The organism is Curtobacterium sp. MCLR17_032 (assembly GCF_003234795.2).
Taxonomy (GTDB): domain Bacteria; phylum Actinomycetota; class Actinomycetes; order Actinomycetales; family Microbacteriaceae; genus Curtobacterium.
The window spans coordinates 2,336,945-2,349,827 of the sequence record NZ_CP126268.1 but is presented as its reverse complement, the minus strand read 5'-3'; the positions used below and the strand labels follow the sequence as shown (position 1 = coordinate 2,349,827).

Sequence of the window (12,883 nt, the reverse complement as noted above, 5' to 3'; positions counted from 1 at the left end):
CGGACGTCAGCGCCCGTTCTTGCTCTCCCGCATGATGCGCACACGGTTCTGGACCTTGTCCCGGAGCCCGGTCACGCCGTTCTCGCGGAGGTACCAGGTGGCCAGGCGCACGTCACGCGAGATGCCGTGCCGGCTGTTCGCGATCTGGTGGAACTGGAGCTCGCGCTGCCGGGCCGGGCTCAGCTGCACGCGCGGGCGTCCGGCTGCGGCGACGGAGCCAGCCGGGACCGCTGCTTCGTGGGCGCGGTCGGCGGCGACGTGCGGGTCCTTGCAGAACTCGACGAGGGGTTCGAGCGCCCGCTCCCAGGTGAAGTCGGACCGGACGCGGCTCACGGCATCGCGGGCAGCCTGGGCGGCCTCGGGGTCGTACAGCATCGACTCGAGCGCAGCGGCGAGTCCGTCGACGTCGCGCTCCTTGACCGCGACGCCCATGCCCTCGGCCGCCACCAGGTCGCCGAAGCTGTCGCCGTCGGTGGTGACGATCGGCAGGTTCGCCCACATGTAGTCGAGGATGCGGGTGCGGAACGAGAACGTCGTCTCGATGTGCGCGAAGTGCGTCGAGACGCCTGCATCGGCCTCGAGCAGGTAGTTCTGACGGTCGTCGAGTGCGACCCACTGCTCGTTGAAGAACACGTGCTTGTTCGTCAGACCGAGCTGGTCGCTGAGGCGACGGGTCTCGGACACGATCGCCATCTCCGGCACGTCCGGGTTCGGGTGCGCGACGCCGAGGAAGAACAGGCGGATGTCGTCGTGCGTCTCGGCGACCTTGGCGATCGCGCGCACCAGCGACGGGGTGTCGAACCAGTTGTAGATGCCGCCGCCCCAGATGACGACCTTGTCGTCCTCGCCGATGCCGGGCGTGACGCCGCGGATGGCCTTGCGCTCGTGCGCCGGCGGGGTGAAGTCCATGCCGAACGGTGCGATGGCGATGAGCTTCTTCAGGTTGTCGTCGGCCAGGTAGTTGTCCGGGTTGACCCGACCGACCCCGGCGAGCTGTCCGAGCCAGAACAGGCGCTGCCGCTCGGAGGCGCAGAGGAAGAAGTCGCCGCGCTCGAGCTGGCGGTTGATCACCTCGGTCGTGCTGGTCACCTGGTTGCGCCAGCCGACGTCGCCGTTGTCGCGCGCCTGCTCGAGCTGCTCGAGGTGCATCGGGTCGTACAGGTCGACGACCATGACCTTGTTCGAGTTCTGCAGGGTCTGGAAGTGGTGGAGCGCGTAGCCCTGGAAGAAGATGACGTCGGCCCACTCCTCGTGCTCCCGCATGGCGCGCTCGTGCTGGAGCGGGACGCGGGACACCTCGAAGCGGTCGGTCTTGCGGTTCGCGACGTTCCAGGTCACCAGGCGGACGTCGTTGTGCTCGCTGAGGGCCTCGGCGATCTTCCACGCACGCATGCCCGGGCCGGCCATCTTGGCACCCAGGGCGTCACCGGTGATGACGAGCACGCGGGTGCGGTGCATCGGCTGCTCGACGTCGAACGCCTCGATGATGGCCTGGTAGCCCTCGAGGAAGTAGCCGTCCTCGAACAGCGGCTTGAAGGCGTCGCCGAACAGGCGGAAGACCTCTTTGTCGGTCTTGACGCGCTGCCCCTGGATGCGTCGCCGTTCCTCCGACAGGCGGGGGAGGTCTGAGACGAACTGGTCGAGCGCGTACAGCCCGGCCACCGCCTCCTTCGACATCGGGGTGGTCGGGTCGAACTCGTCCGGGGCGCCGGTGAAGCGACGGATGTCGAACTCCTCCGAGTCCCGGCCGCTCTTCGCCACCGCGCGACGGGCGAGCAGGGCGAGGGCGGCGGGCAGGAAGACGCCGAGGTTCTCGTCGGACAGGTTCTTGTAGAGCAGGTGCAGGGCGTTCCGCTCGAGCAGGTACATCTCGCGGTGGTCGCCGAACGACTTCATCGAGCCGTGGTGCTTGTGGTAGACGACGGACCGCGGTGCGAACCGGACGCGGTAGCCGAGCAGGTTGAGGCGCCAGCCGAGGTCCACGTCGTCGTAGAACATGAACAGGCCCTCGTCGAAGCCACCGACCTCGAGGAAGACGTCGCGGCGGACGAACAGCGCCGAGCCGGTGCCGAACAGCAGGTCCTGCGGCTCGTCGAAGCGGCCGTCGTCGAGCTCGGCGATGTGGTTCTTGTAGCCCATGCCGAACCAGCTGAGGCCGGACTCGACGAAGTCGATCGTCTGGCCCTCCCAGTCGAGGACCTTGCTGGCGACGGCTGCGACGCGGGGGCTCGGGGCGAACCCGGCGATGCCCTCCTTCACCCAGTTGACGTCCGGCTTGGCGTCGTTGTTGAGGAAGGCGACGACGTCACCGCTCGCCTCACGTGCACCGAGGTTGCTGCCGCCGGTGAAGCCGAGGTTCTCGGCCGACACGATGATCTTCACGTTCGACTGGGCACCGAGCGCGGCCCGGAGCCGCTGTTCGCTGTCGTCGCCGGAGCCGTTCTCGACGACGACGATCTCGAGGCGGTCCGCCGGCCAGTCGACTTCGCTGAGGCGGGCGATGCACTCGAGCGTGTCGTCCGTCCCTCGGAAGTTGATGACGACGACGGACACGCGGGGCGCGGAGGTGGACACGGAACGGACTCCATACGTCGGCTGGCGAAGGTGCCTGCGGAAGGCGGGTACGACTATACCGACGCGATCTCCGGACACCCGGGACCTGGGAGACTGACGCCGTGGACGTCTCCGTGGTCATCATCGACTGGCACCAGCCCGAGCTCACCCGCCGGGCCGTCGAGTCCGTGCTCTCCCAGCGGGTCGACGCGTCGGTCGAGGTGGTGCTCGTCGTCAACGAGGCCGACGACGCCACGGTCGCCGCGTACCGCGCGGACCTGCCGGACGTCGTCGTGGTGCCGGAGCCCACCAACTCCGGGTTCGCCGGTGGCGTCGTGCGGGGGATCGCCGCCGCCTCGGGCGAGGTCGTCGTGCTCCTCAACAACGACGCGGTGGCCGACCACGGGTTCCTCGACCGCGGACTCGCCGTCCTCGCGGCGGGCGGCCCACGGGTCGCGGCCGTCGCCGCCACGGTGGTCCTCGAAGGACGGTTCGCCCCGGTCCCCGCCGGTGACCCGCGGTCCGCGGACGACCTCGTCGCACCGGACGGTCGACGCTGGCGACGCGCGGAGGTCGGTCAGACCCTGGTGAACGGCACGGGCGTCGTGCTGGACCGCTCCGGCAACGGACGCGACCGCGACTGGCTCCGCCCGCTCGACGACGGGCCCGAGGCCGCGCCGCTGTTCGGCTTCTCCGGGGGAGCGGCGTTCCTCCGTCGCGAGCCCCTCGACGCGGTCGGCGGTTTCGACCCGTCCCTCTTCATGTACTACGAGGACCTCGACGTCGCGTGGCGCCTCCGCCTCGCCGGCTACGAGGTCCGGCACGCCCCCGACGCGGTCGTCGTGCACCGGCACGCGGCCAGCTCCGGCAGTGACTCACCCCTGGTCCGCTCGCAGAGCATGCGGAACCGTCTGGCCGTCGTGCTGCGGAACGCCTCGGCCGGGTTCGCCCTGCGGGTCGTGGTCCGGACCGCGGGTCGCCTGGTCAGGGACCTGCTGCGGCCGTCGTCGGCGCAGCTCACGCCGGCCGCGTGGTGGCGGCTCTGCCGGGAGGCTCCTGCCGTCCTCCGCCACGCCCGTCGCGCCCGGCGCGGCGACGGCGTGGGTGCGGCGGTCCGTCGCCGGGTCGAGGCGTCACTCGACCCGAACTCCTGAACCGATGCTCAGGCGTGCGGGACGCGGGTGACCGCGGTCCGGAGCGGGCGCGACGGGGACGAGCCGGGCCTCCCGTTCGGGGGCAGGACTGGGGGCTGTGTGATCACTGTGATCCAGGTAACCTGATGTGACCCGTGTGCACCGGCCGTTCGTCAGGGGTCGACCGACTGCGCAGAGCGCATCGCGCACGCCACCCAACCCCGTCGACGCCAACGGAAGGCCCCACGACGTGAAGAAGGTCGTCGCCATCATCGCGAGCATGCTCGCGCTCGCGAGTGTGCTGGTCGGTTTCCAGCTGTCCGGTCCGAACACCTCCCAGGACTCCGCGTCCGCGGTGACGGGTTCGTCGTTCTCGGCGGGCAACATCATCTCGGACGCCAACTTCTACGACGGCGCCTCGATGAGCGCCGCGCAGATCCAGTCGTTCCTCAGCACCCAAGTCGGCACCTGTGCGTCGAGTTCCTGCCTCAGCAACGGGAGGTTCAGCATGAACTCCCGCGGCAGCGACCCGATGTGCCGCGCCGTCACCGGGGGGTCGAACCTCTCGGCCGCGGTGATGATCTCCCGCGTCGCCGCCGCCTGCTCGATCAGCCCGAAGGTCATCCTCGTGACGCTCCAGAAGGAGCAGACCCTGGTCAGCGGCGCCACCGCGCGGAACCCCTCCGCCTCCCGGCTCGAGCGCGCGATGGGCTACGCCTGCCCCGACAACGTCGGCGGCCACTGCGACCCGGCCTACGCCGGCGTCGGCAACCAGGTCTACTGGTCCGCGTGGCAGTGGAAGCGCTACGGCAACCCCGCCGGCACCAGCAACTACTTCACCTGGTTCAACCCGGGCGTGCGCCAGATCCAGTACAACGTGCCGACCTCCTGCGGCACCAAGTCGGTCTCGGTCCAGAACAAGGCGACCGCCGCGCTGTACTACTACACGCCGTACACCCCGAACACGGCCGCGCTGAACAACCTCTACGGCACGGGTGACTCGTGCTCGGCGTACGGCAACCGCAACTTCTGGCGGATGTACACGGACTGGTTCGGCTCGCCGACCTCGAACGCCCAGCCCCAGGGGCGCCTGGACGGCGTCACCGGTGGCGCCGAGAGCGTCACCGTCAACGGTTGGGCGATCGACCCGACCGACAAGGCCTCGACCAAGGTCGACGTGACCGTGGACTCCACCGTCACCCGGATCACCGCATCGGCGTCCCGCCCGGACATCGGACGGGCGCACCCCGGCTTCGGCAACGCGCACGGCTTCAAGTCCAGCATCGCGGCGGCGCCGGGCTCCCGGAAGGTGTGCGTCACGGCGCTCGGGACCGACGGCCTGCGCAGCCAGAGCCTCGGCTGCAAGACCGTCACCGTCATCAAGGCGGCCCCGTTCGGTGCCGTCAACGGGGTCACCGCGGTCCCCGGCGGCCTGCGGGTCAACGGCTGGACGATCGACCCGGACAAGAAGGCGACGTCGATCAAGGCCCGCATCGCGGTCGACGGCAAGGCCACCACGGTGACCGCGTCGGCGTCGCGGTCCGACGTCTCCCGCGCCTACCCGGGTGCCGGGGCGAAGCACGGCTTCGACGTCACGGTCCCTGCGGCCGGTGGGACGCGCTCGGTCTGTGTCACCGGTGTGAACGTCGGACCCGGTGCGGACAAGCTCCTCGCCGCGTGCCGCTCGGTGCGCGTGCCGGGCTCGACCCCGACCGGCTCCGTCGACTCGATGACCCCGACCGCCGCGGGCATCGCGATCCGTGGGTGGACGGTCGACGGTGACGTCACCAGCCCGATCTCCGTGGACGTCTACGTCGACGGTGTCGGACGCCGGATCAGCGCGAACCAGAGCCGCTCGGACATCGCGAAGGTGTTCCCGGTCTACGGCGCAGCGCACGGGTTCTCGACCACCGTCGCCGCGAAGCCCGGCTCCCACAAGGTGTGCGTCTACGCGATCAACGCCGGCGCGGGCACGACGAACCCGGCGCTCAAGTGCGCGACGATCCAGGTCGGCTCCGCCCCGGTGGGCGCCTTCGACAGCGCCACGGCGGTCAGCGGCGGCATCGCCGTGTCCGGCTGGGCCTGGGACGCCGACACCACGGCGCTCATCCCGGTCGACGTGACCGTCGACGGCAAGGCCACCCGCGTCCAGACCGGCGCCGTCCGCGCCGACGTGGCGCGCGCCCACCCGACCGCCGGACGCCAGCGTGGGTGGACGACGACGATCACGGCCACCGCCGGGACGCACCAGGTGTGCGCCACCGCGGTGGACGCCTCCGGGTCGTCGGGCACCGCGCTCGGCTGCAAGTCGGTCGTCGTCCGCTGAGTCGTCCGACGCTCCGTGTCACCGTGCCCGTCCGCTCCTGCGGGCGGGCACGGCTGTTCCTCCGACCACCGTGAGTCGCGACCGGACATCGTGTCTGGCGATCGGACCGAGTCTGGCGACCGCGCTGTGTCCGGCGATCCGGACGCTGTGTCTCCGATCAGACACCCCGGCCCCTCGGGACGGCAACCGGGCCGCGACACCGTACGATGTCGCGAGGTCGGACGGCAGCGTCCGGTGCGCCGGACCGATGAGGGGCCCGGCATCCGGGCGGGTGACGTCCGTGCTCGTCCGAGACCGTAGAGAGAACCATGGCTGAATCCGTTTCCCCCCGCACGCTCGTCATCGTCCCGACCTACAACGAGGCCGAGAACGTGACGGACATCCTGGACCGCGTGCTCGGCGTGGTGCCGGAGGCGCACGTGCTCGTGGTGGACGACGGCAGCCCGGACGGCACCGGCGACCTGGTCGCCGCACGTGCGACGGACGACGACCGCGTGCACCTGCTGCGCCGGTCCGGCAAGCTCGGTCTCGGCACCGCCTACGTCGCGGGGTTCCGCTGGGGACTGGAGCGCGGGTACGAGTTCCTCGTCGAGATGGACGCGGACGGGTCGCACCCGGCGGACCGGTTGCCGGCGCTGATCGCGGCCGTGGCGGACGCGGACCCGGCCGACGGGGTCATGCTGTCGATCGGATCGCGGTGGACCGCCGGTGGGTCGGTGGTCGACTGGCCGAAGCACCGTGAACTGCTGAGCCGTGGCGGCAACGCCTACGCGCGGATCATGCTCGGGTTGGACGTGCACGACATCACCGCGGGCTTCCGCGTGTACCGCGCCGACGCGATCGCGCGGATGGCGCTGGACGAGATCGACTCGAAGGGCTACTGCTTCCAGGTCGACATGACGCTGCGGGTGCACGACCTGGGCGGCACGATCGTGGAGGTCCCGATCCGGTTCCGTGACCGGGTGCACGGGGTGTCGAAGATGAGCCAGGCGATCGTGGTCGAGGCGATGCTCCGCACGACGCAGTGGGGCCTGCAGCGCCGGTTCGGGCGCGGGTCCCGTCGTCGCTGACCTGCTCTGACCCGCTCTGGCCTGCACTGCGCGAGCCTGCGGGTTCGCTCACCCGGGTGGTGCTCCGACATCATGTCGCCATGAGCTCCCTCGTCGCCGGTCCCGCCCGGCCCGCCGGTGGCATCGCCGCGGTCTCGCGCGTCGCCCGGCGCCCTCGAGGCACCCTGCTCCCGCTGCTCCCGCTGCTCGTCGGGGTCGTCGCGTCCGGGCTCGCCTGGTTCCGACTCCTGCCCGGCGCGCGGAACACGCTGTGGGCCGAGGACGCCGCAGTGTTCCTCACCCAGCGCTTGCACTCCGGGCCGCTCGTGTCGCTGGTGCTGCCGTACGACGGCTACCAGCAGCTGGTCCCGCGCCTCCTGACCGACGTCGCGACCGCCGCCCCGGTCGCGGACTACGCCCGGACCCTCACGCTGCTCTGCTGCCTCGTCGTGGGCCTCGCCGCGGCGGGTGCGGTCGTCTGGACCCGGGAGGCGCTGCAGCACCCCGCCACGCGGGTCCTGTTCGCCCTGGTGCCGGTGCTGACCCCCGTCGTCGCCTTCGAGGTCCTCGGCAACACCGCGAACCTGCACTCGTTCCTGCTGTTCCTCGTGCCGGTGCTGCTGCTCGTCCGGCCGAGCAGCACCCGCGGCGCGCTGCTGCCGGCGCTCGTCGCGTTCGTCGTCGCGATGAGTGAGATCCAGGCGCTGTTCTTCGTCCCGATGCTGCTGCTCGGGGTCCGGCACCGGCGGTCGTGGACGATCGGCGGGGCGCTGCTCCTCGGACTCACGGTACAGCTGTCCACCGCGGTGCTGGTGCCGCGCGTCCGCGTCCCGGTGGCACAGCAGCCCCTCGACGTCGTCCGCGGGTGGTTCCTCGAACCGCTGCTCAGCATCGTCTGGCCGCGGGTCGGGCCCGCGGTGACCCGGCTCGTGCAGGTCGGGCCGGTGCTGCTGGTCGTCCTGGCCCTCGCCGTCGTCGCCGCCGTGGTGGTCGCGCTGTGGGGCCGGTGGCGGCGTGACGACGGACTCGGCACGCTCCGGACCCTGACCGTCGCCCTCGTGGTCGCCTCACCGCTGGTGTGGTGCGTCGCCCTCGCGGTGAACCCCACGTCACGGATCGACTTCACGCACCACGGCGTCGAGCTGCTCGCGGCCGCCGGCTACCTGCGGTACGCGGCCGTGCCGTCGATGTTCGTCCTGGGCATCGTCGTCCTCGCTGCCGAGCGCCTCTTGCGGGTGCGGAGCCGTGCCGCGACGACCGCCGGTGTGGTGGTCCTGGCACTGCTCGTCGGGCTGCTCGGATGGCGCGCCCTGCCGGGCGAGAGTGCTCGCACGGGAGCGCCGAGCTGGTCGGCCGAGTACCGCGCCGCCCGTCGGCACTGCGTCGAGGGAGCGACGGAGTACCGCTTCGACCAGGCACCGCAGGGGTGGAACGTGACGCTCGGGTGCGCCACCGTCCGGCGGGGTGCGTTCCCGACCACCGAGCGCTGAGGCACCCGACGTCGACCGGTCAGACGCAGCTCACGGGCGAGGGAGCTCGAGGCGTCGCCGCCAGGACCGTCGACGCGCCGACACGACGAGCACGGTCACGAACACCATCAGTCCGGCGCCGTGCAGCAGGGTGCTCTCGGCGGCGCTGGTCACCCCGAGCAGCACGAGGACCGCGGCGGGCCAGACGTAGGCCACGCCCGGGTACGTCGTGGCGGTCACCCAGGCGCGGGCGAACGCGAGCAGGGCGGCCGCGACCAGCAGCAGCATGCCCGCCAACCCGACCTGCAGCCAGGCGTCCACGACGACGTCGAGGCCCGACGTGAAGCGGGCGCCGGCCGGGTCCACGAAGGTGACGTAGGGGACGACGGGTTCGCTCGGCCACGACCCGACCCACCCCCAGCCCTGCACCGGGTGCTGCTCGATGAAGTCGCGGATCTGCGACCAGAGCGCCAGCCGCGTGGACGTCCCACCGGCCGCCCCGATCTCGGGCAGGACCCGGTTCCGGGCGACCACCAGGACCGTCCCGATGGCGAGGACGAACACCCCCAGGACGGTGTTGATGACCGGGCGGGACGTGGCCGGCGCCCGCCGGAGGGACCACATCGCCAGGGCGGCGACGGTGAGGGCGATCATCGCGAGCCCGGTGATGGGGGACTGCACGAGCATCAGCGTGACCACGGCCAGGGCGGTGGAGCCGATCGCGCGCCAGTGCGGCACGGATCGGGTGAGGTACTCGACGACGAAGGTCACGAGTGCCGTCGCGGCGATGAAGCCCATCACGTTGCGGGTCCCGCCGATGCCCTGGATCGGGCCGCCGTACGCGATGTCGCCGTGGATGCCGAACGCGGGGAACGGGACGTCGATGACCAGGCCGGAGAGGACCTCCAGGGCGAGCGCGACCACCAGCAGGATCCGGAACGCGTCGCCGCACGCCCGGATGACCTGCACGAGGTCGCGGCCGAGTGCCAGGTAGAGCCCGAGCCCGACGAAGCCGAGGGTCTCGGCGAACCCGCGGAGGGCGACCCAGGAGTACTCGCTCCACAGCACGCTGAGCCCGCAGTACCCGATGAAGGCGAGCAGGGACAGCGGCAGCACGCCGTGCCACTCGATCCGGTAGCGCTGCCCGAGCAGGCTGAGCCCGGCGAGGACGACGAGCGTGACCAGGACGGCCCAGGTGCCTGCGGTCCCGACGAGCACCCGCACCGTCGGCTCACCGAAGGCGAAGAGGACGATCGCGGTCGCCAGCGCCTGACTGAACCGTCCGCCGGCCGAGAACCCGATCCACGCGGACAGGTACCGGCGCGCGAGGGTGAGTCGCGTCGTCCGGGCATCCGTCATCCGTCCATGATGACGCAACCCGCGGGGAGGGTCCGACGCATCGCGGTGCGTCGATATCGCGGATCGTCGTCATCGCACTACCGTCGAGCGCGATGGGACACACGCGGCGGGGCCGGGAGACCGCACTCGCCGCGACGGTCACGGCGCTGCTGGTGGGTGCGCTCGCCGCCGCGACCGCGTGGCTGCGGCTCGGACCGGTCGCCCGCGGCACCGTCTGGGCCGAGGACGGCGGGGTCTTCCTCCGTGAGCACCTGGCGCTCGGACCGGTCGCGAGCCTGGTCCACCCGTACGCCGGGTACCTGCACCTGGTCCCGCGGCTGGTCGTGGACCTGGCGCTGTCGTTCCCGGTCGCGGACTACGCCCTCGTGGTCTCCGCGACCTCGTGCCTGCTCGCCGGTGCGGTCTGTGCGGCGGTGTTCCTGCTGGCGCGCGACGTCGTGCCGTCGTGGCCGCTCCGGCTCGTGCTCGCCGTGGTCCCGGTCGTCCTGCCCACCGCGCCGTGGGAGGTCTCCGGCAACGCGGCGAACCTGCACACCTTCGCGCTGTTCCTCACGCCCTGGCTGCTCGCCTACCGGAGCCGGACCTGGTGGGGTGCCGCGGGTCTCGCCGTGGTCACCGTCCTCGCCCTCGGCACCGAGGTGCAGGCCGTCCTCTTCCTCCCGCTCCTCGCGCTGGCCTGGCTGCCGACGCGGAGGCCGTCCCCCTCGGGCTGGCTGGCCGGAGCGCAGCCCCACCGCCTCGTGCCCCTGCCCGTGACCCTGGCGGCCCTCGCCGCGGGGACCGCGCAGGTCGTGACGGCGCTGACGACCACCCGCGTCGCCCGCCCCGGTGACCCCACCGCCGCCGACGTCGTCGCGGGCTGGCTGCTGCAGACCTTCGGCGGGCTCTGGGACGCGGACCTGACGGCCGTGGCCGGTACCGTCCTCGACCACGGGTGGTGGGTGCTCGTGGTGCCCGCCGTCCTCGTGCTCGTCGTCGTCCTCCTCGGCAGCGTCGTCGCGCTGCGCAGCGGCCGCTGGCGGGCCGCGGTGCTCGCCGTGTCGCTCCTGGTCGGAGCCGGCGTGGTCTGGACCGCGGCGCTCCTGGCGAACCGTTCGGCCGACGGCCGGTGGTCGACGGCCCCGCCGGCGGCGCTGGTCACCGCCACGCCCTCCCGGTACGCGGCCGCCGCCGGCATGCTCCTCACCGCGGCCGTCGTGGTCGCCGCCGCCGTCCTGGTCGAGCGTGTGGTCACGTCGGGCCGCAGCGGACGTCGCGTGGTGGGTCGGGCCTCCCGGTCTGGAGGCGCGGCGCACGTCGTCCGGTCGGCCGTCGGCTGGTGCGTGGTCGCGGTCCTGGTGACGACGTGGGTGGCGAACGCGTCCACCGTCACGCGCCGGGACGGCGGGCCCGAGTGGCAGCCCCAGTTCCGCGACGCGGTCGCGACCTGCCGGGCGGACCCGCGAGCCGTGGTCGAGGTCCGCACGGCCCCGTGGACCGCAGGTGTGCCGTGCAGCCTCGTGCTCCGCGACCGGTGAGTCCGGCGCCCGGTCGCGACGTCGCTCGTCGGGTTGTCGGGTCAGCCGATCGGGCGGGTGGTCCGGCGGCTCAGGGGTTCGCCGCCCACCGGAACGCGCGTTTCGCGATCGGCGTACGTGGGCCGTCGCCGACCGACGGGGGCTCCTCGGTGACCAGGACGATGCGTGACTTGATCGCGAGCAGGGCGAACAGCACCCAGTTGCCCTGGTAGAGCAGCCGAGACTCCGCGATCGCCTGTACCAGCAGGGCGACGACGACCAGCAGCGGGAACAGCCCGACCGCGTCGAACGGCCGTGGCGCCAGGTCGGGGCCGAAGCCGACGCGGGTGGCGCCCGCCCAGGAACGGCTGAGCGTCGTCACGACGTAGACGGCGAAGAGCACGAGACCGACGAGCCCGGTCTGCATCCACACGTCGAGCGCCGCGTCGTGCGCCTGCAGGTAGGTGACGCCGTTGCGCGGAGCGAGGTGCGCGAGCAGGGGGATGTCCGGCCACCAGTAGCCGATCCAGCCGAACCCGAGGACCGGGTGCTGCTCGATGAGGCCCCACACGGCCTTCCAGATCGTCCCGCGCCCCGTGAGGTCCGAGGACCGACCCAGCACGGCGACCAGGGAGTCCTTCGCGAGCACCACCCCGACGAAAACGACCACCAGACCGAGGACGATCGCCCCGTACCGCGGCGCCCGGCGCTCGGTCGGGACCCGACGCATCCCGAGCGCGAGCGCCAGGACCACGAGCACGACGAACGCGGCGACGAGCACGGTGCTCGAGCGGGTCAGCGCGGTCACCAGCACGGCGACGACGAGCCAGCCGATCGCCCGCATCCGGCGCATCCGACCCTCGGCGAGCTGCACGGCCACGACGATCGCCGCGAGCAGGGCGACCATCGCCAGCAGGTTCGCGTTGCCCGGCAGCCCCTGGATGCGACCGCCGGTGAAGAGCTCGGCCCGCGAGAAGTAGAACGCGTCCGGGATGTCCCGGTCGCCGTAGTCCGTCCAGATCGGAGCGATCGGGTGCCGGACGACGACGGCGACGACGGCCTCGAACAGCAGGGACAGCCCGAGCACCCAGCGGAACGCCAGGCTCATCGCGTCGAGGATCCGCCGCCAGGTCAGGGTCGAGGCGATCGCGAAGGCGACCAGCGCGCACAGCACCTGCGCCACGGTGCTCGCCAGCGTCGCCGGCCGCCAGTGCGACCAGAGCACGGACACCAGGCACCAGGCCAGGAAGAGCCAGAGCGCGCGCGGGGTGCGCGTCAACGGCGGACGCGCCCGGACCACGACGCTGACGCCCCAGGCACCCTCGAGTGCCCAGACCGCCGCGGCACCCCACCAGGTGATCGTGTTCGGGACGGCGTCGCCCGCCGACAGCGTCAGCAGGACCGTGGCGGCGAGGGCGAAGGCCTCTCGTTCGGGCACGGAGCCGCGCGCCAGTGGCCAGGTGTTCGTCACGGAGGACAGGTTAGTGCCGCGCATCGC

Annotated in this window: 8 protein-coding genes; 5 read left to right on the top strand and 3 right to left on the bottom strand. The window is 72.0% G+C overall.

Annotated elements, in window-relative coordinates:
- Positions 1-6: 6 nt before the first annotated feature.
- Positions 7-2,574, bottom strand: coding sequence for a glycosyltransferase (locus DEI97_RS11035; protein WP_111074232.1), 2,568 nt, complete (start codon positions 2,572-2,574; stop codon positions 7-9).
- Positions 2,575-2,675: 101 nt separating this feature from the next.
- Between DEI97_RS11035 and DEI97_RS11030 the strand changes: the two genes are divergently transcribed.
- The 4 genes from DEI97_RS11030 (at position 2,676) to DEI97_RS11015 (ending at position 8,551) form a co-directional block, all read left to right on the top strand.
- The gene (locus DEI97_RS11030) at positions 2,676-3,707 is read left to right on the top strand and encodes a glycosyltransferase family 2 protein (RefSeq protein WP_181439175.1); all 1,032 of its coding nucleotides are present in this window, start codon (positions 2,676-2,678) and stop codon (positions 3,705-3,707) included.
- 229 nt (positions 3,708-3,936) lie between these two features.
- A complete protein-coding gene (locus tag DEI97_RS11025; protein WP_111074231.1) occupies positions 3,937-6,012 on the top strand; it encodes a LasA N-terminal domain-containing protein in 2,076 nt (691 codons plus the stop codon).
- 308 nt (positions 6,013-6,320) lie between these two features.
- The gene (locus DEI97_RS11020; RefSeq protein ID WP_111074230.1) at positions 6,321-7,082 is read left to right on the top strand and encodes a polyprenol monophosphomannose synthase; all 762 of its coding nucleotides are present in this window, start codon (positions 6,321-6,323) and stop codon (positions 7,080-7,082) included.
- Positions 7,083-7,162: 80 nt separating this feature from the next.
- Positions 7,163-8,551, top strand: a complete 1,389-nt coding sequence (locus DEI97_RS11015) for a hypothetical protein (RefSeq protein ID WP_111074229.1) — start codon at positions 7,163-7,165, stop codon at positions 8,549-8,551.
- A 30-nt stretch (positions 8,552-8,581) separates the two neighbouring features.
- On the opposite strand, the gene DEI97_RS11010 is transcribed toward DEI97_RS11015, so the two are convergent.
- The gene (locus tag DEI97_RS11010; protein WP_111074228.1) at positions 8,582-9,889 is read right to left on the bottom strand and encodes an O-antigen ligase family protein; all 1,308 of its coding nucleotides are present in this window, start codon (positions 9,887-9,889) and stop codon (positions 8,582-8,584) included.
- A 92-nt stretch (positions 9,890-9,981) separates the two neighbouring features.
- Here DEI97_RS11010 and DEI97_RS11005 point away from each other — a divergent pair, with 92 nt between their 5' ends.
- Positions 9,982-11,406, top strand: a complete 1,425-nt coding sequence (locus tag DEI97_RS11005; RefSeq protein ID WP_111074227.1) for a hypothetical protein — start codon at positions 9,982-9,984, stop codon at positions 11,404-11,406.
- Between the two features lie 70 nt (positions 11,407-11,476).
- On the opposite strand, the gene DEI97_RS11000 is transcribed toward DEI97_RS11005, so the two are convergent.
- Entirely contained in the window at positions 11,477-12,856 is a 1,380-nt protein-coding gene (locus tag DEI97_RS11000) for an O-antigen ligase family protein (RefSeq protein ID WP_181439174.1), read from the bottom strand.
- Positions 12,857-12,883 lie beyond the last annotated feature (27 nt).